Below are 23,426 nucleotides of genomic sequence, written 5' to 3' on the forward strand. Positions count from 1 at the left end.
GTGGCACGCGAGCTGGGTTCAGAACGTCGTGAGACAGTTCGGTCCCTATCCATCGCGGGCGTAGGAGACTTGAGGAAATCTGCCCCTAGTACGAGAGGACCGGGGTGGACGGATCTAGGGTGTTCCAGCTGTCACGCCAGTGGCACCGCTGGGTAGCCATGTCCGGCCGGGATAAGCGCTGAAAGCATCTAAGCGCGAAGCCCCTTCCAAGATGAGGTCTCCCTTGGCCGTAAGGCCACTAAAGAGCCCTGGAAGACTACCAGGTTGATAGGCTGGAGGTGTAAGCATGGCGACATGTTTAGCCGACCAGTACTAATAGCTCGTGAGGCTTGGTCTTATGTTCTCATAAGACAGATAATTCCCCTACGAGCCCATGTTTCTTATTCTTGTCCTACCTTGCATTCACTGTCGATGTCTTTATAAAAGTTTAATTTATACGAGTTTGCCGGTGACTATAGCGGTAGGGAAACACCCGTTCCCATTCCGAACACGGAAGTTAAGCCTACCAGCGCCGATGGTACTGCGGGGCTTCCCCCGTGGGAGAGTAGGTCGTCGCCGGCATTTTTTTTGTTTTAAACTGTCGAACCAGTCGAACGTGTCGGATTGGTCAGAAAAAAGTATTGGTGGAGTGGTTTTGGTGTATAATGTAAATAACAACACTTAACATAAGAAGACATAAAATGAAACACATTACATTACAACTAATTAAAGAGTATCTGGAACGATTCGGCTGGAAAAATTATGAAGCGGTAAATGAACCTTTTGAACAAGAAGGGATAATTTATACAGGTTGGCGTTCTTCAGAAAATAGTCCTGTGTATATGGTGTGCATTGACCCGATGATAGAAAAGAAATGCCTTTCCTTCCGAACCCAAAATCTAATAAGAGCACCATTTGATAAAATACCCAAAGAACAGATACTTAATTTGCTTTTAGCGTTAGAATGGATTAATTATCGTATCATCATAGGGAAGTTTGCTTATGAACCTGTCTATGGTGATATTCGCTTTTCAATAGACCTGCCTATTGATGAAAATACAATTTCTTATGAACAATTTGTTCATTCTTTAGGGCTGGTCGTGGAAGTAGTGGAAACTTATGCCCCTATAATTGTAATGATTTTGGAAGGGAAGGTTACTGCGGAACGGTTTATTCAGAATGATTTGAGGGGTGAAGTTCTTTTAGAAAAAACCATGATGAGCAAGATATTGAAAGATTTACTCAGCGGATTGGGTAGAGTTAATTTAAATTGAATTGGGCAGGACACGTCGGACGAGTCAGACAAGTCGGACACATTTTTTCATACTTGCAATTTGTGAGATAATTTACACATAATAAGAAATCTATTTATCGTCTTTTTTGATTCCCTTTTAATAAATACTAAGATGAGGTGTTGTTTTATGATGCGTATTTCACATCCAAATGAGGATAAGGGAAATTCGTTCAGGGAACTATATACAAAATATGTAGGGCATGGTCAACAAACCTATACTCCCTCACAAATTGTTGTTGAGAAAGCCCAAGGGGTATGTTTGTGGACAGTGGATGGTAGAAAATTATACGATTTCACTTCAGGTGTGTTGGTCAGTAATTTAGGGTATGCACATCCTCTATTTGAGAAGAAGTTTAAAGAATATTACAGTGCATATCCGAGAAATACTTATAACATGATTACACCTGTTCAGGTGGAAGCATCAAAGCGACTGGTCGAAAGTTTTGGATATGCTAAAGCCCAAAAAATATTATGGTCGGCAAGCGGTTCGGAAGGTATTCAGAAAGCGATGTGGACTGCTCTACATAGGTATCCTGATAGGCATATTATTCTTGCAACACGTCACGGTTTTCATGGAAAAAAAGGACTTGCGTCCGATGTAACAGGTGATAGCAGTCCGAATCCGAATGTTCGATGGGTATCGTTTCCGATGGGTGAAGGCTATGGTGAGGATTATTATCAAAAAGAATTAGACGAATTATGGAAAACATATCCAAATAAGATTGCTTTATTAATTACCGAGCCATACTTAGGAGCCAAAGGGTCTTATCATCCGCCGAAATGGTATCATCAATTATTGCAAAAATGGTGTAATTTACATGATATACCTTTTATTTTTGATGAGGTTCAGTCGTGTTTTGGCAGAACAGGTAATATGTATGCTTTTCAAACATATGGAGTAGAACCCGATTTGGTTGTCTTAGGGAAAGGTATGGCGAGTGGAGAGCCCGCCTCAGCTGTTGTAGGTAGAGAGGATTTAATAGAGGCATTGGATTATGGTGAAGCATCCGATACGTTTAGCGCAAGCACATCTGCTTGTTGTGCTGTTTGTGCGACTATGGACGTTTTTGAAGAAGCAAAGATTGTTGAGCATGTGAAATGTACCGCACCAGTATTACATGAATTGTTAATTAAGTTGAAAGAAGAATTCCCGTTTATTACAGATGTGCGAGGTGAAGGGATGGTCTACGGTATAGATTGTGTAAATGCAGACATAGCAAATCGATGTGTGTTAGAGGCTTATTATGGGACCGGCAACGAAGGTGTTCATTTTTTAGGTCCATTAGCGAAAAAAGTTCTTCGTGTCAGTCCGCCATTAGTAATAACGAAAGAAGAACTGGAATATGCGTATCGGTTATTAGTTTCCGCATGGAAACGTATCTAAGTGGAAAAATTGGATATGAATGAAAGTAAATTAGTAGATGAATTATTGATGTTGATGAGAAAAGTATCGCTATTTACTGAGGAAGTAGCGAGGCAAAAGCAGGAACATGTTCAATCAAAGCAAGATTATTCACCAGTGACAATTGCTGATTATGGAGCCCAAATTCTTGTTGGTTATTGGTTAAGTCAGAATTATAGTGGCGATGCTTTAATTGCTGAAGAATCGTCCAAAGCATTGTTAGAATCTGGAGAACAAAATTTCCTTGAAAATTTATACCAGTTGTTATCTCTTTACGAAAATAATTTAAAGAAAGAACATATTCTCCAATATTTAGACTTTAATTCTGACATCACAAATCCCAAATCTTTCTGGGTATTAGACCCTCTGGATGGTACAAAAGGCTTTTTGCGTGGAGACCAATATGCCATTTCATTAGCATATATAAAAGATAGGGTGCTCGAATTGGGTGTTTTGGCATGCCCTCGACTTCGACTTCCGAATATTATTAAAACGGATACCGCAGGTTGCGTCTTTTTTGCACAGAAAGGGCGAGGGGCATGGGTTACATCATTAGTAGATAAAGCAGAATGGTTCCCAATTCATGTCTCAGAATGCACCCGTTTTGAAGATGCGAGATTGCTTCGTTCCTATGAATCCAAGCATACAAATTTGAGAGATACAGAACAATTTCTGTTGAAATCAAGAATTACAAAGAGCGTGCCGATAGATAGTCAAGTAAAATATGGGCTATTAGCAAGTGGTGAAGGCGAAATTATTCTCCGCTTTCCACCAGAAGAGAATCCTGAATATCGCGAGAAGATATGGGACCATGCAGGTGGTGCTATTGTATTAGAAGAAGCAGGTGGAAAAGTAACGGATGTGCGTGGTGCCTCGTTTCAATTTAATGGAGATCCTTTATTAAAAAACTCTATCGGTGTGTTTGCTTCTAATGGTTATTTACATCATTTAGGTTTGGAAATATTGAAAGAAATATTGCAACATGAGAGGAAAGGGTAACAATGAAGGTAGCTGTTATCGGTGCTGGTATTGCAGGATTAACGACTGCATATTTTTTGTCTGATAAGCACAAGGTGTTCGTATATGAAAAATCAAACCGACCTGGAGGTGGTATTTTTTCCATTAAATACAAAGAAGAGAATCTGGAGTCAAATATAGATTTAGGGTTTACAGTCTATAATAGGACTCATTATCCAAATCTTGTAAATCTGCTGGACAAATTAAATTTGCGTTCTCAGGAAGTTCCCAAACGAGTTATTATTAATTATTCCAAGCAGGGTTTATGCTGGTGTTTGGGTGAAAAATTTCAGAGTTTCCCCTTTGTAACTTCATATTTTAAGCCCGTCAATTATAGAGTTATGTCTGCTTGGAAAAAACTTAAAAAGCAAAGTAAACCATTTTTAAATAAAAAGGATCTTAAAATATCTTTATCAGAATATTTAGATGAACAAAAAATTCCTGTGGATGTGCAGAATATATTTATTCTACCATTAGTTCAATCTTTTTGGTGTGGTTTAACCAGTACGTTAAAGGAAATTCCAGCCTATTCCTTCTTTTCTTTTTTAGATAGGATGGGATTCTTGGATGATGATGAAGAATCACAGTGGCGAGTAGTTCGTGGCGGTGCATTCCGAATCATTAGCCAGATTATATCAGGGCTAATTTATCCTATCCGTTTTCAAACAGAAGTTACGTGTGTTCGTAGGCACCCTGACTATGTAGAAATTACCACACGTTCTGGTGAGAAAGAAACGTTTGATGCGGTTGTTATTGCAACACCAGCAGACGAAGCATTGAAAATATTAGAGAAACCGACGGAATCCGAGACAGCAATATTAGGCTCCTATGGATATGAGCAGTTTAGTATAGCATTTCATAAAGATGAGCGATTTGCCCAGACTGCCTTAAAAACCCCATTCTCATGGTATATACAAGCGAGTGGAGACCCAACAAAGATTCCTCCTGTTATAACATGGGATATAAATCAACTACAACAATTACCATTTAAGTCGAGGCTATTTTTGACTATTGCCCCTCGTGAAGGATGTATCCCAAAAGATAAACTTATTTATATGTTTCAACGAAAGGCACCAAAAGCCACATGGAAAATGTTAAGTGTCCAAAGAAGATTCAGCGAAATATCAGGAATGAATAGAACATATTATTGTAGCGATTATTGGGGAGAAGGAATGCTTGAAGATTCTATTGAAACGGCGATGCAAGTAGTGCAGATGTTAAGCAAGGAGAAAAGGAATATTTAGAAAACATGGTTGCCCTTCTCTATACGGATATGTTATCGCTTACGGATACGGGGTTGGTGAACTTTTATATCAGGTTTTGAAGAGGGCATATTTTCAGAGGAAGTTTGGTCCGTATTAGATGGTGGTGGAGATGGAGGATTTGTTTGTTCCTTCCACCAATTTGCCCATTGTTGAGGTGATGCAGGCAAATTCATCCCTGTTTTTTGACTTAAAATAGTTGCAACTCTCAACGATAAATTTGGATTTTTCTCCATAACCTCTATAAAAAATGGGACTATTATTTCCAATGGGTAATTACCCACTTTTTCTAATAGGTATTCTGCTACCTTTGGAGCAACGGGTATTTCTCCTAATAATATTCGCCGAATCTGTTCTTCTGAATAAGTCCCTCCATATTCGGATATAGCATGAGCAGAAAGAAGTGCCACAGAAACAAAAGGACTTTGTATCACTTGAAGCCATTGGTCTATAGGTGTTGAATGAGGCATGTTTGCTAATGCCTGAACACAGGTGTAAGCCATTTCTTCGGAGGAACTGTTTTGAAATTCATTCCAAAGTAAAGGAACAGATTTCTCTGAACGAATTCTGCCCAATGTATAAATAATAGCCCGATGTTGAGGAGGAGGCAATTGTCTTTCCTTTAAACGTTGTATTAACGGTTCCTCTAATTCCTGCTTCAAATCGGGCAGGAGTTGATTTAAAATTAATGCCTGGTCTGCTGTACCGTTGGCAAGATATTTTAATAATTCTTGAACAAAATATTCTGAATTCTTGGAATATATTTTCTTACAGGCTGAGAGTTTCATTTCGTAGGATGGGAAGGTGAATAGTTCTTCGAATTTGGGTAACCAATCAGGATCGTTTGAAGCAAAAATCTGTTCCTTTAAGATGGGGTCTGTTGTTTTTGAGAGAACATTCGATGGGAAAGTGGTTTCATGGTCTTGAAGAAATAGATTTATTGGCAACTTTGGTGATTCATCAGGAATAAGGAATTCATAATGAACCGATTGATTTAATTGTTCTATTCTTTTTGAAGTATTCTCGACAAGAGCTGGGTCCGAAGTTATTTCCGAAGTGTTTATTGTCAAAAATTGATTTTCATCACAAAAACAGAAGAGAGGAAGAAGAAAGATTAAGGGCAAAACTTTTTTCCACAATGTGTCATTCTTGTTTTGAGTAATGAACATATTACCTTGTTAGCTCCAGCAATTGTCCCTCACCAGCTTTTAAGTTAAATTTAACGCCGTTACCTTTTATCTCTTTTATCTGGTCACAGTCTAATATTTTTATTGTTTTAAAACGATGAGAAAAATAAATAGACACTTCTCGGTATGGAATATCCTCCCATTCTTTGCTTATTCTACAGTCTACAACCATAGCAAGTGCGTTTTCCCCTTTTTTTTCTAAAATACCAACTATAAGGTATTTATCCATCGCATCGATTACACTTCCTATCCCTGGTTTTTTTAAGCCTTTTATTTTTTTCATCTCTGGGTTTTCTGGGAAGGCGGTGCTGAAAATGGCAGTAGATTCTCTTGAAACAATATAATCTCCCCAAAAAGCTATTCGATTGTTTACCTCTTTTGCGATGGTATATAAAGGGGTATAATTACACGACTTTGTTCTATCATCCATAGACTCCTCTTTGAGGAGGCTATTCTGAAAAGCACTACCTCCATAATGAAAATACCAAATTCCCTTTGCTCCGAAGGCAATCGCAAGATATGCAGGGAAGCGAATTAATGAATCACTGGGGAAAAAGGTGTATTTCGTTCCAGGCAAACCTTGAACATAAAACATAGGCCAGAAAACAAGTCCATATTTTTTGCATTCGCTACTCCACTTTGCATATTCGGAGATATATTTTATAGCCAGCATGTCTGATGGAAGATGCCATTCATTTAAAGGGGGATATATTTGTGGATTAGAAAAAGGATTATTAAATTTTGCCAGATTTTTTGGTGGAATCCATCCGCAAAGCCATGGTATAAGTTGTGGTTGTGGTCGTTGGTATAGAAAATCGGTGCATGCTTTTGTTCTCGGAGTTATTTCTCCTTGGTCATCACCGAGCAAAAAACCTAACATGGCTGGATGATTGGCGACTGCATCATAAAGGAATTTTAGTTCTTCAAGACTTGCACGATGTTCAAAAGGATTTTCATAAGGCTCTACCCATTTTTTCCCTCCCCATGGCTCCTCATTTTTCGTGAGTGTATCAAACATAACCCAAAGGTTATATTTTTTTGCATAGTCAAGTTTTATTATTGCTTTATCAATATCAGACATATCATTCATATATTGGCTCATAATTAACACATTAAAGCCAGCTTCTTTATAAAGGTTAAGTTCTAAATCATCTGCCCCTGGAGACCACCACGCACCTATAATAAAACCTTTGTAACGGAAATCCCAACCTTCCAGTAGTTTCGATGTTTGAAAATCGCTCTTTGCTGAAGAAGATACGATAAGGAAAAGGATAGCCAATTTTATGAGAGTTTTATTCATTTATTCTCATCCTTAATCATTACAGAGGATAGATTTTAATATACGATTAATTATCTATTATAGTCAATCCTAACCTATTTTTAGTTGCCCGATGGATTGAATGGTGTTGTTTTTCAACAATATCAGAGTGCTTTGTTGAAAAAGGTTGGCATAAGGACATAAGACGTGTGAATAAAAAGTTTAAAAAGGTATTGACAAAATTTAAAGTTTATTGTATAATCTATTCTCTTTTTAATGTTTGTTTTTAATTTTTAAATAGATGGGTATTTTTTAAATGTCTAATTAATACAAGGAGGATAACAATGCCACTTAGATTTTCAACCACACTTAATATTTTTGACTCGGTATACGATGGCTACTGTAAAGAGGGGTATCGTGAGCCAATAAAATTTACAGAAGCGTTGATGGTAATATCGAAGATTAAAAAAATATCTGCTGTTGAGCTTCGTCATTCGGATATTACAAGTGACCTAACTGTAAAAACAGTAAAGAGGATGTTGAAAGATTATGATTTATTTTGTTCCGCAGTTTCGGTAGATTATTCAGAGAGTAAAAAATATGCTTTGGGGGCATTGGGTCATCAACATCCAAAAATGAGAAGTTCTGCAATTGATGAAGGACGTAAGGCAGTGGATATTGCCAGAGGATTAGGCACAACAGAGGTAGTACTTCGGCTATATACCGATGGGTCAGATTACCCGTTTCATGTAGATTATTTAAACCAATGGAATACCATTATCTCCTCTGTGAAAACAGTCGCTAAATATGCTTCGCCAGATATAAATGTATCAGTCTTATATAAGCCACGTGAGCCACGAAAATTTATAACTGTTTCTTCTGGGGGACGAGCCTTAGCAATGTGTCAGGAGATTGCAATGAAAAATATTGGAGTTGCAATTAGTTTTTCTAATTCGTTAATGGCTGGTGAAATACCTGCGGAAACCATTGCTCAGGTGGCAAGGGCAGGAAAACTGTTTCAAATGTATTTGAATGATACGTGCTTACCATCGGATGATTTGCTTGTTCCTGGTGGTTATCATTTATGGGAACTCCTTGAAACATTGTTTTATTTAAAGACTGCAAAGTATAAGGGATATTACAACCTCGATTTGCGTTCCCCACGAATGGAGCCGATATACGCTCTGCAAATAGCCATAGGGAATATAGAAATTATGGATAAGAAATTGGAAAAATTAGATATAACTGAATTAAGAAAAGCCCAAAGGACATTAGACGCAATAGAAAGCCAGAAAATAATCCGTCGCGTCATGTTTATCTAACTACTTTACTAAAACAACATGTGTATATCGGGCATCTGATTACATATCAGATGCCTTCCTTTATATTAGAATTAAAGTCTCACTATTCTTCCCCCTTAATGGTAGGCTTGGTTTTGATTAGGTATTGACGTCATTTCTCGAGGAAGAAAAACGTCCACAATTTAAGTTTTTGGACGAACGATATTTGTGCTCCCCTTAAATTTGCCCCATCTAATTTTGAATCAGAAAGATTGACACCGACAAGATTTGCTTTTTCAAGGTTTGCCCCTGAGAGGTCTGTTTTCAGCATTTTTGCACCACTATAACTTGCCTCGCTGGAGTATACATGTTTTAAGATGGCTGTACTGAGATTAGCTCCAGATAGGTCTGCCTCGATTAAACAAGCTTCGTGAAGATTGGCAGCGGAAAGATTTGCCATTACTAAACGAGCACGTCGGAAATCAGCACGGATTAGACAAGCCTGTTTCAAGTTTGCACCTGTTAAATCAGCCCCGCAAAATTTAACGTTTGTCCCATTGACTTCGCGAAGGTCTGCTCCTCGTAATCTTCCTGCACTAAAGTCCGCATCTTTTAAGTTTGCCTCTCTCAAAATACCATCGGATAACTTACATCTAAATAAAACTGCATTCATTAAGTCGGCGTTGGAAAGACGTGTCTTTTTCATGTTTGCATCGGATAAATTTGCATTTCGAAGTATTGCACGCTCTAAATTTGCTTCACTCAAATCTGCATCTGTTAAGTCTGCACCTATTAAATTTGCCCCTTCCAAATTGGCTTTCTCTAAATTGGCACGGATGAGTCTTGACCCCATAAGACAGGCACCTTTAAGATTCACCCCTCTTAAGTCTGCATCCATTAAATCGGCTTTCGTTAAATCAAAGCCAGCCAAATTAAAATTAGATAGGCTCACCCCTGTTAAATCAAGCGTTGTTTGGGGGTTTGACGCACGCCAACGGGCAAGTGATTCAATTCCTTGTTTTACTATTTCAACATGTGCAAAATTTGCCATAATTTTTATTATTTCTTTAACAAATAAAATTATAATAATTTATTATATTATTATATACATAAATTAATAGATAATCAACATTTATATTTAATAATTATAATAACATTTATTCATTGCAATAGGGAATGTTTTTAAATTGTGAATAAAAAATAAATATATGCATAGATTAGAAGAGGATACATCGCAAATTAACGAACAAAAATCGATTTTTTTAAAACGGAGTTAATCCTATCTGTTTTATTTATTACAATTTATCCTTTATAAATTTTTTTCTCGATTAGATTTCTTATAACGTGATTTGATGAATGGAAGAAAGTGTGGTTATTTAAGTAAAATATATGACCGTTTTAATATAAGGAGTTCTAAGATGATTAAAGAAGCACTTGTTTGGAAGGAAGTTAAGAAATATAATGAGATTTTATATCATAAGGCGGAAGGAATAGCAAAGATAACTATCAATCGTCCTCATCGACGCAATGCCTTTACACCCGTTACGTTAGATGAGATAAGCGATGCCCTTGCAGATGCACGGTTTGATTCACAGGTAGGCGTGGTTGTTCTTACCGGAGCAGGAGAGAAGGCATTTTGTTCGGGTGGTGACCAGAAGTATCGTGGGGAAGCAGGCTATGTAGACCCTCGGACAGGACATCACCGATTAAATGTGTTAGATTTGTATCGTCAGATACGAACATGCCCGAAGCCAGTTATTGCAATGGTGGCGGGATATGCTATTGGCGGAGGGAATATTTTAGCAATGGTGTGTGATTTAACTATCTCAGCGGATAATGCCATTTTTGGGCAGACAGGTCCAAAGGTAGGTTCTTTTGATGCTGGATATGGTTCAGCACATCTGGCACGTATTGTTGGACAAAAGAAGGCAAGGGAAATATGGTTTTTATGCAAACAGTATAATGCTCAAGAAGCATTGGACATGGGATTAGTAAATATTGTTGTCCCGTTGGAGGATTTAGAATTAACCACAGTGGCATGGTGCAGGCAGATATTGAAGATGTCGCCTATTGCACTACGTTGTATTAAAGCGGGAATGAATGCAGATGAAGATGGTCAAGCAGGCTTAACCGAGTTAGCTGGGAATGCCACAATGCTATTCTACATGACCGAAGAAGGACAAGAAGGGCGGAATGCCTTTCTGGAAAAACGTGACCCAAACTTTTCAAAGTTTCCCCGTAAACCGTAGATTGGTTTCCTACTTGAACCATGGAATAGGCAACGAAGGTAGAGGTGGTGCATCGTAAGGATTCGTCGGGTCGGTTCCAAAACGAGCTTCTAACCAATCATTTACACGGTCTCCGTCAGTATCGCGAAGGTTTGGATTGGAAACATAACCATATATGCCTCGAACCTCTTCAACATCTGTAAGCCCATCATTATCTGTATCAACTCTATTCGGGTCGGAGGGAAATCCGTAAACCCCATTAGTTTCATCGTAATCAGATAATCCATCGCCATCACTGTCTGGGTCGTTATCTAAAATGGTAATTTCGTAATTGATTTTTGTTGTGTCCAATCTTAAACATTGCGGATTTTTTAAACTTAAAACAACTATCTTGTCCCCATCTATATGGGTATTATCATAGAAGGTAAGTGTTAATGTCATTTGTGTTGTATTAGGTAGGAAGGAAATGAAATGTGTGTTTAAGTCAAAGTCAATGCCTTCTGTTGCATTTTCAGATGTTATGCCTATTTCTACTTCACCACCAGATGAACGGGCAGGTGCACTGAGTAAAATGGTAATTTGTTGTGTTGTATTCTGTTCTTCGATTAATAATGTTTCCTGATAAAATTGAACCTTTGGTTGTTCTAAATATGATTGAGCAAGATTATACGTAATATTAAACCGCCCGAAATAATCAGGTTCTTCTGGTGTGTCACACGACGCACCACCTCCCCATAACTGACCAATGATTTGTTGCGTTCCTGTAAGCATTAATGGACTACCAGAAGAGCCAGGTTCCGTAGTCCCCTCATCCCATGTAACTTCATGGTAAAGTGAGGAGTATGGGTTATCAGTGTTCGTTTTATGCCCGAAACTAATTCGCTTGTAGCTTCCAGAGGGATGGTGAATATCTGTTACTGGTGTTCCTATGGCGATAGCAGAAGTAGTCCAGCCAACATAAGTAGCATTTTCTGGTGGTTCGTTCCTCATTTTTAGAAGCGTAAAGTCATTTCCAAGCCCGTAATAAGCACTCCCTCCTGAACCGACAAGATAATCAGCCCCTCCAGTAGTTCGTGGAACTGTTGATAGTGATGGTGGAGTTCCATTACATGTTGAGGTTTGGTAGAACCAGTAGAATTCCAGTGTATCTGCTCCTCGAGTACCCGTTTGAGAACTGACACAATGGTTTGCAGTTAGCACGTATGGTATTTGGGTACATGAATCATGGTCATTGAGAAGTGTCGCTGTACAAAACAAAGCATACGGAGAACCAACAATGCCGAGACCTAAGATACCTCTACTTGTCTCTGCCCATTCGGGATAACATGTAACATCCAAGTTACAACTACCTGCTTTAGTTAACAATGAAATAGGGTCTTTATATATACCAATAACTTCTTTAATGAGAAAGCCTATAGCATCTGCGGGTTGATTTTGTGAAACATGACATAAGACATAAACATGTTCGGAGAAGCATGTAGGTAACCATCCCCCCATATTTTTTATGTCTTTGGGGCTAAAAGGTCCCCAGAATTCGTCCGCATTTTTATCGGGATTTAGTACCCAAAAAAAAGCGTTCGCATCAGAATCGGTGTTTTCAAATAAAGGGTCTATTTTTACACGGATGCCAATACTATTAGGGAATTGGATATCAACTGCCCAGAGAGACGAAGCGTCAGATAATACCTGCCAGAGACCGGTGGAACTTTTCTGACCATATACCTCGATAGGTTGTGATAACTCTTGAATAATACCAATGCGGAATACCCCTTTTTCAGTGCTTGTTATCGATTTCTTTTCTTCTTCGAGCAATTTTTGCGTTTGTAAAGGAGGCAAAGTAACTGTTGGAGGAGAAAATGGTAGTTCCTTTATTAATTTCTGTATGCTCTCTGTTCCCGATATTTTTTTTGTCTCTTTTACCACAGAACGGGCAGGCTCGGAAAATACAGAGACGTCACCAATTGACTGCCCAGTTTTTTTCTGAATCCCTAATTGATTTAGTTCCCTTTCCGATAATCTATTCCCATTCTTAAAATAGAGTTCTAAAACTTTTCCCGTACGTGTCTCTTCACAAAGAACGCCGTTTATAAGATGTTCCGGATAAGATAACGGCTTTTCTTCCCATTCCTGCAATATTTGATATTCATTTTGCATTTCTTTTAATTGTAGGTAACCTGTGGGAAGATTATCTTCTGCTAATATTACATATTGGATAGTGACTATAGACATGAGAGCAAATAACACATCTTGTCCTTTCCAGTTTAATTTCTTATCACGTTTATCATATTAGATAACAATGGGATGAATTTTTTTATTTGCTATTTATTTGATTGAATACCATTTGAATATCACAAGCATCCGTTTTACTGTCTCGTGTCAAATCGGTTTGAACCCTTGAGTTTACACCTAATACTGCATCCACAATAAATAATAAGTCGTTTGTATCAATCACGCCAGATTTATCCACGTCATATTCATCAGGAGCAATATACAAATAAGGTTTAATGAGTGGATAACTTACATCCATCCTGCCATAGTAATCTGGCTCATCTATTTCATTGCAACTGGCTTCCCCACCCCATAATTGGCCTATTATAAGTTGAGTGTCTTCTAAAAATAATGGACATCCTGATGAGCCCGATTCGGTACTACTTAAATTGTATACAACCTCATGGAATTTATTTAGCGATCGCAAATGTGCTCCTCTATTATTTGGACTCCCTGTATCTATTGTTGTTCCAAAAGAAATTCTTTTATAAGATCCATGGGGATGATGGATTGCCACTACCGCTGTATTAATGGATACTGGAAAATTAGTGAACCCCAGTTCTACAACATTATCTGGTGGGACATTTCTCATCCTGAGTAACGTCATGTCGGTTCCATACATTGTATTTGAACCTGTCAGGAAATCCGCACCACCTTTTGTTTTGGGTACTGTAGTTATTAGTGGAGGTGATGCATTACAAGTTTGAGATTGATAAAACCAGTAAAATTCTAATCCATCGGCATCCTCCTGGTCTCCTACACAATGAAAAGCAGTCAAAATAAGTTGTGATAAATGTCTCGGATTTCCATCATTTAATAGACTACCAGTACAGTAAATAACATTTGGTCTTGATACGGTAGATAAACCAACAATACCTTTGCTTATGGTAGTCCATGAATCATAGCATGTAACATCTTCATAGCAATTTCCCAATTTGGCAAGTTCTCCAATAGGGTCTTTATATAGATATGCATAACTATCAATAATAACAGGCACGGGTGGATATGAAGATGAGCGTGGCATGACATAATAAAATGTTATTTCATCTGAAAAAATAGTTGGTGTCCACATTTCTTTGTTGTGAATTTCGATAGCATTGAGTTCCGATGAATCCAGAGTATTACTTATATACAAATAATGAGATGGTGGTATATTTTCTGAAAGTACAATGTGAAGTCTAATCCCAAGAGCATCCTCTGCAAAAAAGTTGATGAACTGAATTGAATATAGAGTGTCTTCTTGTTTATCTATTGAGATGTTGGATTCTTCATTGAAAAGTGATATAGGTTCATCGAGGTCAATAATACTTCCAATTTTTAAAACTCCTTTTTGAGATGTTGCGTCTGCATCTGAATCGTGAACACCTCTAATAAATGGAGGTAAAATAAAAGTTTTTGAAGATTTTCTGGGAAGGGTATCACTTTGAACTGATGAGGCTTTATGAATATCGAACGATTTTCCCGATTTGTCCGTTCTGGTCTCAGTAGGGATTTCAACACGTTGGGGAGTCCAATCCTTTAATTGAATGTTTAGTTCCTGCAAATCAGATAAAGAAAGCTCAACTCCTTGTTCGTCAAAATAAATTTCCCTAAAATGTTGCTCTGGTACATATCTCAGTAAAAATCCATAAACATTGCCTCTGTATGTGCGTTCGACCCACTGATACTCAATCTGATATTCATCTTCGGGATAGCCTGCATTATTTAACCAATTCTGGTAAGTATCACTAAATGGCTCCTCAACTGCAAACATATCACTGTTGAAAATAAGAAAGGAGACTGTTATGCAAATGAGTACTAATTTTAAATTAAAATATAATGGATTACTACTGAAATGCATTATACTACCTTATCGTTATTGTGTCAGATAAAATTCTCATATAATATAAGTTTACCCGAAAATAGAGATTAATAGCCAAAAAATTGATAATTTTTGACGTGGCTCTCTCTTTTATTATAACTTATTTTTAGTACTATAAGGTTTTATTATGAAGATAGTTAGTACTACAATTATAGTTACGGTTTTAACATGTGTTAATTGCATTTCTGCTGTATCAGAACAAAGTGACGTTATTTATGTTTCTCTATGTGACAAAGACCTCATTAAAACCGATCTTAATTTTGCAAGCTCAAATGCTTTTTCAGGGGAAAACACATTTTGCTTTGAAGTGGAGCCGAATCAGACAGTTAATCATATTCAATTTTTGATGAACACAAACCTTATTACGGATAGTACGAACACAGAGGTTACATATCATAATTTAAAAAAAGTTGAGAATCTTAATTTTACGTTGCTCTCTTGGGAAGAGAATGTGAATGCTTCGGATATAAATGAAGTTCGCAAACATTATCTGGTTAAAATCTCTCCACATTTATTGTTCTACTTTTTTGAATCTGATTCGGATATTAAGTCTGTTCAAATAAAAGGTCTAACGGCTAACAAGGGTTTGACTATTAAAACCCACGAGCAAGATTCTCTGATACTTTATAGAGATACAACGAGATTATTGGCATTTTTGCCAGTATTCCCATCCGTTGCTCAAATACAACAGGGTGATAATATAGAAATAAACTTTGTCAAAGATATGGCATATATACCGCACATGTTTGCCTTTTTAATTATCTTAGGTGGAAAGACGTTACCGCATCTTGCTATTTATCCATCCGATTTGGGGACAGAATATGGTGCTCGTATTACGCTTACAGATTATCAGTCAATGTATCCTTCTTTTGAAATTTTTCTTGTTCCAAAAGCCATAGTAACATCCTTTATGAAAAAGCGATATGAAATTTGGGGTAAAGCCTTCTTTGTTGAGCGAGAACAACGATTGTATAAAAGTATAAACTTCCTTGAAACCCGTGCATTTACATATAAAGATAAAGAAAATCAATGGGGGATTGCCTTTAACGACCCTATAAACGGCTACTTACAATTAGATGGCAAAGTTTTCTCTATATTTAAATCATTGTTATACGGTGAAACTTTAAACAAGGAGACGAAAATAAAAGGTATATGCCAGATTAACAACAAAGAATTTTTCGATTTTGAAGTTCCTTCTTGTATTGAGTCAAGTATTCCCTTCCCCGAAACAATTTCTTTAGATTCTGGGCTTATAATATACAAAAAAAATAAATAGAAATCTAAAAACCCTAATTAAAGATATTCCAAGTTCGGAAAAGGTATTAAGAAGCCCACCACTTGATTACAATAAATCCACCTATGAGAAGAACTGTAAATGCAACGACACACCAATCGAACCAGCGGTCAATGAAGTTACGTATCTTTTCGCCAAAGATAAAAATAAGTATTCCGACTAAGAAAAATCGAGCTGACCTTCCTATGGTTGAAGCAATTACGAACATCGGGAAATTAATAGAACAAACACCAGCTGCAATGGTAATAACCTTGTAAGGTATGGGTGTAAATGCGGCAATGAATACAATCCAAAAATTATACGTTTCATACAGGTTCTTTACATGGTTGAAAGCTTCTTCAGAGAAGCCAGGCACATAGTTGAAAAAGAAATCCTGAACAACCATCCAGACGGAAAACCCAATTATATAACCGAAAATTCCACCTATAATAGAGCCGATACTGCATAACGATGCAAACCAAAAGGATTTGAGTCTGTTTCCAATACAAAGTGCTATTAACAAAACATCTGGCGGAATGGGAAAGAAACTGGATTCAGCAAAGGCTAATAAAAATAAGGCAGTTGACCCATAAGGACTTTCTGCCCAGCTCAGTACCCAGTCATATAATTTTCGTAGAAGCTTCATTTATAACAGCCCTCATACTCGGTAAGTACATTATAATTCTATTCTGGGGTCGTAAAAATATGATAATGCGGAATGATTCGTAAAGTCTCTTTGAAGGGGTGTAATACTAATTTGGTTTTGCTCAATAGCGTCAAAATCGGTTCCAGGTTCCTGAACATGTGTTGGTTGTGCTCCACCTATCCAGTAGTAAATTTGTCCACGTGGGTCATACCTTTTGATGATTTCATCCTGATAATTTCTGCGTCCCATCCGAGTAACCGCAACACCCTTTATTTCAGAATAGGGTAGGTCTGGCACATTCACATTAAGCATGGTGTCAGCAGGTATACCATATTTTAATATATACCGTGCTAATTTCACTGCAAAAATCCCAGCCGATTCAAAATTCTCAGGGTTATGGCTCACTACTGAAATAGAAAAGGAAGGAATCCCAAGGAGCATCCCTTCGAACGCACCTGCGACAGTACCAGAATAGGTTACATCATCTCCCAAATTGGCACCAGCATTAATTCCAGCAATAATGAGTGAAGGTCTTGTCCCTAATAAATCGCGAACCGCCAACATAATGCAATCCGTTGGTGTACCATCTACCATGTGCCATCTTTCCTTTATCTTGGTTACTCGCAAGGGTTTCCTCAATGAAACACTATGACCAACAGCACTTTGTTCTCGGTCAGGAGCAAAAACATATACATCTCCTGTACTTTCCATTACATCAGCAAGCAAGGATAAACCTTTGGCGTGAATACCATCATCATTTGTTAATAAAATTACTGGTCTCGACATAGCATCTCCTCTTATTGAACTCGTTAAGTGAAAATAGGGTTGTGTTTGTTTAATAAAATATTATCTCATATCTTAAATTTGAATATCAAATGAAACGTTGTAGACATAAATGATAATAGATATGAAATGATAATTATTTGTATTTTATAAAATTACTACCACTTAAAGTTTCATATACGCAAATTATATTTTCATTATTATTATTTTATAAAACATGGTTTTCCCAAAAAAATAGACAAAAAACACCTCCCAATTTTTTAATTTTTTTGACACAAATATTCTATAATATGGTATTATATTTATGGAGACAGAATTATAGATATTATAGATTATAATTTAGGATTTTAGTAATATGCAGAATATAAAGATATTATTTGCTGATGATAGTCCTGAACTAATACGAATATTCAAGCAATGGGCAGAAATAAAAGGTTTTAATGCAAAATTTGCCACTAATGGTGTAGAGGTGCTTGAAACAATAAAAGAGGAGGACATTGACCTTATTGTTTTAGATATTGATATGCCTATTCTTGACGGAATTAGAACCGCAGAAGAAATTCAAAAGATTACAGGGAAAAGTAAGATTTTAATCCTTACAGGCTTGGGTCCAAATGTTCAGGATATCCTACCTGAAAATATTGTCGATGTTCTTTTGAAACCTATTTCATTAAAGGAATTAGGGGACAAAATATCAGAGATTGCTTTAACAGTAAAAGAATAAAACGTATTTGTATTTGAGTTGTAGTTTTGGGAAGAGGGAAGGTATCTTTTCATGTCAATTCATAAAATTGAATAAGTAAAATATAGTGTTATTTTAATTTTGTGTTTAGGATTTTACATAATCTTTATTAGGTCATTCTATGGCATGAAACGTGAATTTGACTTTTATGAAACCATTAACTTATTTTATTTATATGATTTTTAATAAGTTTGTAAAAAATGTTAAATAACATGATAAGAGGTTAATCCAAATAGAATATATAGGATACAAAAAGAGTTGTTAAACGAATTACAATTAAAAGAAAGGGTATGCGTTTATGGCAAAAAACGCGAAGAAGGAAACAACGTCTAAATCTAAACCAAAGAGAGAATCTAAAAAAGAAAAAGAGAAGTTATCTCAGAAACGTGGCAGGCCTAAAAAAGATGAGACGACATCCACTGTAAGAAAAACCCAACCTATGAAGAGGAAACGGGGAAGACCTCCTGTCGATAAGTCCTCTGCATCAACTGCAGTCCAACCTACCGAAGAAATTCCGAGTAGTAAAGGACGTGGTCGAGGTGAGAAGATTTTATCCCGTGAATTTTTATTTGATTTAGTAATGTTTATAAAAGAGGCGGTGGAACCCATTGCACGTTCTTTAAAAGGTAAAGATATTGTTAATGTCGCACCTACAGGCGACCCCACTTTTGCCATAGACCAAGTTGCGGAGAAAGCGTTGTTATCTTTTTTGCGTACATCTAAACAGCCAATAGCTTATTACTCTGAGGATACAGGCTATTCAACATACGCACGTGTCCCTAAATATTTGTTAATTGTAGACCCGATAGATGGAACCAGAGCGGCAAAAAATGGATTTGAGTGGTGTACAATAGCAGTTGCAAGTACACGAGTAATAGAAAGACCAACATTTAAGGAATTAGACAACGCATGTATTGCTGAATTAATGAGTCCACGTATGTTTTATGCGGAACGAGGAAAAGGAACATCTATTATCGGTGATACGAATAAACGCATCCGATTGTCCAACAATACAGACATTGAGACGATGAATTGGTCAATGACCATCCCTGGCAGACCTTCTTATTTGATATTTAACGCGGCGGGCAAATTAATAGACCTGAGCAGTTTACGTGGTGGTTTTTTTGCATGTAATAGCACATCTTATAGTTTAACACGGTTGATTACTGGGCAATTAGATGCTTGTGTAGATATTGCAGTCCGATTCTATAAAGAATTCCAAGAAGGGACACGGGATATGTTCCTGAAATCAGGAAGGGGTTCCATTATTGGTCCAGCACCTTATGATTTGTGTCCAGCATTGTTAATTGCCCAAGAAGCAGGTTGTGTATTTACAAATACAGAAGGTGAAAATTTTGATAATGTGCTTTTATTAGATACACATCCTGAAAATTATCAAACCCTGATTGCAGCGGCGAACTCAGAGTTACATGATTATTTATTAGAATATTTTAACGAACGAATTGAGCAAATTATCAGTGTCCTCCGAAAGAAAAAATCGACAACATAGGTAACATATTAACGTACAAGTAGAAGTTATAGAATTAAATTTAGTGGAGTTAGGAATAGGAAAGTTAGTATAATATACGTTGTATTACATAGGTATTGTGGGGAGAAATTAAAAGTAACAAATAAAAGAAAGGTGTTTATGTTTACAGCAAAAAGATTAGAAAAAATACCACCTTACCTTTTTATGACATTACGAAACAAGATTAACGAAGCAAGAGCACGAGGAGTAAAGGTTATAAGTTTAGCTATAGGTGACCCCGTAGACCCAACGCCAACACCTGTAATTGATGAGTTATGCAGGACAGCATATCACCCTGAAAATCATCGATATCCAACAGATGAAGAATGGGGAATGAAATCATTTCGAGAAGCCGTAAGCAGGTGGTATGCCCGTAGATATGGTGTAAAACTTGACCCTACTAAGGAGATAGTTGCCCTTATCGGGTCAAAGGAAGGATGCCATCATTTTGCATTGGCTGTGGTAAATCCTGGAGATACAGTGTTGGTAACCGACCCCGGCTACCCCGGATATAAGCCCAGTATCTGGTTTGCAGGTGGCGAACCTGTACCTGTGCCAGTAACCGCACAAAATAATTTTCTCCCTGTGTTAGCTGATATTCCTACTGAAACTGCAAAACAAGCCCGAGCATTTTACCTCAATTATCCCAATAATCCTACAGGTGCTGTAGCAACACCACAGTTTCTTGAAGACCTGATTGAATTCTGTAAATATTGGGACATTGCTGTCTGTTATGATAACCCTTACAGTGAAATTGTATTTGAGGGAGAAAAGTTAAGTTTCCTTTCAGTACCCGGTGCAAAGGATGTGGGTGTCGAATTAAACTCATTATCAAAACCATTCAATATGACAGGCTGGCGAATCGGTATGGCATGTGGTAATCCAGAAATTATTAAAGGGATAGCAACAGTCAAAGCGAATACCGATTCCGGTATTTTCAATCCAATCCAATATGCAGGTCTTAAAGCATTGAACGATTGTGATGAATTTACTGAAAAAATGCTTGAAATTTACCATCGTCGCCGTGAAAAATTATTATCTGCACTTGCAGAATTGAATTGGAAAATCCCTCCAAGCAAAGGGACATTTTATCTTTGGGCACCTATCCCTGATAAATTCACCTCTGCAGAATTTTGTGAGTATATTTTTGAGACATGCGCTATCGTTCTGGCTCCTGGCAGTGCATATGGAAAATATGGCGAAGGATACATTCGTTTCTCATTGACAGTCGAAGACGACGTACTTAACGAAGCCATAAATCGCATGTTAACTCACCTTAAAGGAGTTTTTGCATAAAATGGAACTCACACAAAACGAGTAAAGCCTCGCTTTGGTGTTAATATAGATTTAATTTGAAAAATATTGACAATAAATATAAGGTTTTGGTGTTATGCCCATTTTTGGGAGAGAAATTCCTGAGTCACAAATATGTATTATTCGTGGTAAAACAACGAAATATGATGTTCTAAATACCTTAATTGATTTGGTAAAGAGGAACCCTGCTATAACAGACCCCGAACTGTTTAAGAAAGCAGTTTTTGACCGTGAAGAAGTTACCAGCACGGGAATCGGAGGTGGCATTGCTATTCCTCACGTGAGAATGGATGAAGTAAAAGACATTACCATCGGTATCGCAATTGTGCCAGATGGAGTAGATTTTGATTCTATTGATAATCAACCAGTATATTTAGTCGTTTTATTTGCTACCCCAAAAAATAAAGACAAAGAGTACCTACAAATGGTAGCCAAGGTGATGCAGGCTCTAAGAGACGAATCGCTTTATCAACGAATGATTAAATGTAATTCACCCCGTCAGCTGGCTCTTTGTCTAAATACAGATTAAACAACCCTGCATTATAACTTCCGACTCATAACTTGATTAATAAAATCCTCTACATTACTCAGTGTGATGTTATGTCTCTCAATGTTATTTTTTACAAATAATTTTAATCCAGAATTTAACTCGGATAGGCTTTGAAAAGTACCCATTCGCCTTCCAACTTGATAGATAAGCTTTTCCTCCGGTGAGAGTGATAAAAATTCATTAATAATCGAAATCATTTTAGGTTTATCCTCCGGAAGTTTACCTTCAATTTCAGGCAATAAATTTAATATATGGTCACTTTTTATAGTAGATGTAATTCCATCTAAATGTTGAATAAAACATAAAAGTTCCTGAACTATTTCCTCATCAGTGCATTTTTGGAATCGCTCAGATTTCCAATCATCAAAAAGAGGTGTATTCGGGGGAATCGCCAAAGTACGAATGCGAATAAAGGTTGGGTTTATTCGATTTAAGGCATCTGCACTTTCAATTGCATGCTCTAACCAATGCTCCCTACCACCCAACCCAGGTATGTAATACTCTGATAATTCAATACCTGCCTCCATCACTTTTTTACCTGCCTCAATATGCTGTTGCTTTGTAACACCTTTGTGCATAAACTTTAAAACTGTATCCGAGCCAGATTCCAACCCAATATGTAATCGATTTAGCCCCGCATTCCGTAGTTGAACTAATTCAAATAACGATTTCGTATATATCGTTTGTGACCGAGCATAACTTGTTATCCGCTCTACAAAAGGGAAAAAGTCCTTTAAATAGTTCAATATTATTAATAGCTTTTTTGTAGGTAAAACAAGAGAATTAGCGTCCTGTAGGAAGATAGAACGCATCCCTGATGAACACCAAAACAAAGCATCGAAAAAAGCCTGCTTATCAATTTTATTTCTTTTTAAATATCTATTTAATTTTGCTAACTCTGGATCTAAAAAGTCATCATCCTCTTCAAGAATGCTCTGAATAAGCAAAATAGCCCGCACTATTTGGTCAATGTCCTTTAATACATGCTCTATAGGACGAACAGAAAAATGAGTTCCTTTATAAACAGGACAAAAGGAACAGCGGTTCCATGGACAATTTCGTGTTACACGAATAAGTAAACTCAAATCCTCACTCGGAGGACGTATAGGTCCTTGTTCATATCCTTGATACTGGTCTCTTTCTTCCATTTCCATATATTTACATTCTCCAAAATATTTTAACATGCTCTCTCTAAACAACGTTCTTTCATATTAGTATTAGTACAATAGATAAATTATATAAATAGAGAAATGTGAAGGAGAAAAATGAAACAAAACAGATAAGGATAAATTTCTGAGTTCCTGTTTATTTTGATTTTCTAACCAGATTCCATCTCACGATAGCATGCATAATTTATATCATCAAAACCTATTGCTCATCTTACTCATTGCCCTCACTTAAACTATCACAAATCAAAAAAAGATATCCCGCCACAGAAAGAACAAAAGAACACAAAGTTTTTTCAATTCTTTCCTCCGTGTTCTCTGGAGTTTATTTCTTTTCTAAAGGTATAATGTAGTGGGAGCATCCCTGCTCCCCTAAAAAAATAACCAT

The 23,426-nt window shown here is 37.0% G+C and carries 19 protein-coding genes and 2 rRNA genes; 13 read left to right on the top strand and 8 right to left on the bottom strand.

What is annotated here, in order from left to right:
• The 6 genes from PLJ10_11940 to PLJ10_11965 all read left to right on the top strand — a co-directional run.
• Positions 1-337: ribosomal RNA gene (locus PLJ10_11940) — 23S ribosomal RNA — on the top strand; the annotation flags it as partial.
• 107 nt (positions 338-444) lie between these two features.
• Positions 445-561 (top strand): 5S ribosomal RNA (gene rrf / locus PLJ10_11945).
• 119 nt (positions 562-680) lie between these two features.
• Positions 681-1,253 (top strand): YbjN domain-containing protein, encoded by a 573-nt coding sequence (locus PLJ10_11950; protein HOK10356.1) that lies wholly within the window; start codon positions 681-683, stop codon positions 1,251-1,253.
• A gap of 147 nt (positions 1,254-1,400) precedes the next feature.
• The gene (locus PLJ10_11955; GenBank protein ID HOK10357.1) at positions 1,401-2,657 is read left to right on the top strand and encodes an aspartate aminotransferase family protein; all 1,257 of its coding nucleotides are present in this window, start codon (positions 1,401-1,403) and stop codon (positions 2,655-2,657) included.
• 15 nt (positions 2,658-2,672) lie between these two features.
• Positions 2,673-3,674, top strand: coding sequence for an inositol monophosphatase family protein (locus PLJ10_11960; protein HOK10358.1), 1,002 nt, complete (start codon positions 2,673-2,675; stop codon positions 3,672-3,674).
• Between the two features lie 2 nt (positions 3,675-3,676).
• On the top strand, positions 3,677-4,936 hold the full coding sequence (locus PLJ10_11965) for an FAD-dependent oxidoreductase (GenBank protein HOK10359.1): 1,260 nt from the start codon (positions 3,677-3,679) through the stop codon (positions 4,934-4,936).
• Between the two features lie 32 nt (positions 4,937-4,968).
• Here PLJ10_11965 and PLJ10_11970 read toward each other — a convergent pair whose 3' ends face one another.
• Entirely contained in the window at positions 4,969-6,123 is a 1,155-nt protein-coding gene (locus PLJ10_11970) for a HEAT repeat domain-containing protein (protein ID HOK10360.1), read from the bottom strand.
• Between the two features lies 1 nt (position 6,124).
• Entirely contained in the window at positions 6,125-7,441 is a 1,317-nt protein-coding gene (locus PLJ10_11975; GenBank protein ID HOK10361.1) for a hypothetical protein, read from the bottom strand.
• Positions 7,442-7,743: 302 nt separating this feature from the next.
• Here PLJ10_11975 and PLJ10_11980 point away from each other — a divergent pair, with 302 nt between their 5' ends.
• On the top strand, positions 7,744-8,721 hold the full coding sequence (locus PLJ10_11980) for a TIM barrel protein (GenBank protein HOK10362.1): 978 nt from the start codon (positions 7,744-7,746) through the stop codon (positions 8,719-8,721).
• A gap of 130 nt (positions 8,722-8,851) precedes the next feature.
• On the opposite strand, the gene PLJ10_11985 is transcribed toward PLJ10_11980, so the two are convergent.
• Positions 8,852-9,730: a pentapeptide repeat-containing protein gene (locus tag PLJ10_11985; GenBank protein ID HOK10363.1), complete on the bottom strand. Its 879-nt coding sequence runs from the start codon at positions 9,728-9,730 to the stop codon at positions 8,852-8,854.
• Positions 9,731-10,097: 367 nt separating this feature from the next.
• On the opposite strand from PLJ10_11985, the gene menB reads away from it, so the two are divergent.
• Positions 10,098-10,928, top strand: a complete 831-nt coding sequence (menB, locus tag PLJ10_11990) for a 1,4-dihydroxy-2-naphthoyl-CoA synthase (protein ID HOK10364.1) — start codon at positions 10,098-10,100, stop codon at positions 10,926-10,928.
• A gap of 9 nt (positions 10,929-10,937) precedes the next feature.
• Here menB and PLJ10_11995 read toward each other — a convergent pair whose 3' ends face one another.
• Positions 10,938-13,151, bottom strand: a complete 2,214-nt coding sequence (locus PLJ10_11995) for a trypsin-like peptidase domain-containing protein (GenBank protein ID HOK10365.1) — start codon at positions 13,149-13,151, stop codon at positions 10,938-10,940.
• 67 nt (positions 13,152-13,218) lie between these two features.
• Entirely contained in the window at positions 13,219-15,015 is a 1,797-nt protein-coding gene (locus PLJ10_12000) for a trypsin-like peptidase domain-containing protein (GenBank protein HOK10366.1), read from the bottom strand.
• Positions 15,016-15,163: 148 nt separating this feature from the next.
• Between PLJ10_12000 and PLJ10_12005 the strand changes: the two genes are divergently transcribed.
• Entirely contained in the window at positions 15,164-16,312 is a 1,149-nt protein-coding gene (locus tag PLJ10_12005; GenBank protein ID HOK10367.1) for a hypothetical protein, read from the top strand.
• A 46-nt stretch (positions 16,313-16,358) separates the two neighbouring features.
• Here PLJ10_12005 and PLJ10_12010 read toward each other — a convergent pair whose 3' ends face one another.
• Positions 16,359-16,955, bottom strand: a complete 597-nt coding sequence (locus PLJ10_12010) for a VTT domain-containing protein (GenBank protein HOK10368.1) — start codon at positions 16,953-16,955, stop codon at positions 16,359-16,361.
• Between the two features lie 30 nt (positions 16,956-16,985).
• A complete protein-coding gene (surE, locus tag PLJ10_12015; protein HOK10369.1) occupies positions 16,986-17,741 on the bottom strand; it encodes a 5'/3'-nucleotidase SurE in 756 nt (251 codons plus the stop codon).
• 352 nt (positions 17,742-18,093) lie between these two features.
• Between surE and PLJ10_12020 the strand changes: the two genes are divergently transcribed.
• From PLJ10_12020 to PLJ10_12035, 4 genes are all read left to right on the top strand, one after another.
• A complete protein-coding gene (locus PLJ10_12020; protein ID HOK10370.1) occupies positions 18,094-18,462 on the top strand; it encodes a response regulator in 369 nt (122 codons plus the stop codon).
• Between the two features lie 316 nt (positions 18,463-18,778).
• Positions 18,779-19,990 (top strand): inositol monophosphatase family protein, encoded by a 1,212-nt coding sequence (locus tag PLJ10_12025; GenBank protein HOK10371.1) that lies wholly within the window; start codon positions 18,779-18,781, stop codon positions 19,988-19,990.
• A gap of 138 nt (positions 19,991-20,128) precedes the next feature.
• The gene (locus PLJ10_12030; GenBank protein HOK10372.1) at positions 20,129-21,304 is read left to right on the top strand and encodes an LL-diaminopimelate aminotransferase; all 1,176 of its coding nucleotides are present in this window, start codon (positions 20,129-20,131) and stop codon (positions 21,302-21,304) included.
• A gap of 94 nt (positions 21,305-21,398) precedes the next feature.
• On the top strand, positions 21,399-21,851 hold the full coding sequence (locus PLJ10_12035) for a PTS sugar transporter subunit IIA (protein ID HOK10373.1): 453 nt from the start codon (positions 21,399-21,401) through the stop codon (positions 21,849-21,851).
• 11 nt (positions 21,852-21,862) lie between these two features.
• On the opposite strand, the gene PLJ10_12040 is transcribed toward PLJ10_12035, so the two are convergent.
• Positions 21,863-23,026 carry a radical SAM protein gene (locus PLJ10_12040; protein ID HOK10374.1) on the bottom strand — a complete coding sequence of 388 codons (1,164 nt, stop codon included), beginning with the start codon at positions 23,024-23,026 and terminating at the stop codon, positions 21,863-21,865.
• Between the last annotated feature and the right edge of the window lie 400 nt (positions 23,027-23,426).

Source organism: Candidatus Hydrogenedens sp. (assembly GCA_035361075.1).
Taxonomy (GTDB): Bacteria; Hydrogenedentota; Hydrogenedentia; order Hydrogenedentales; family Hydrogenedentaceae; genus Hydrogenedens.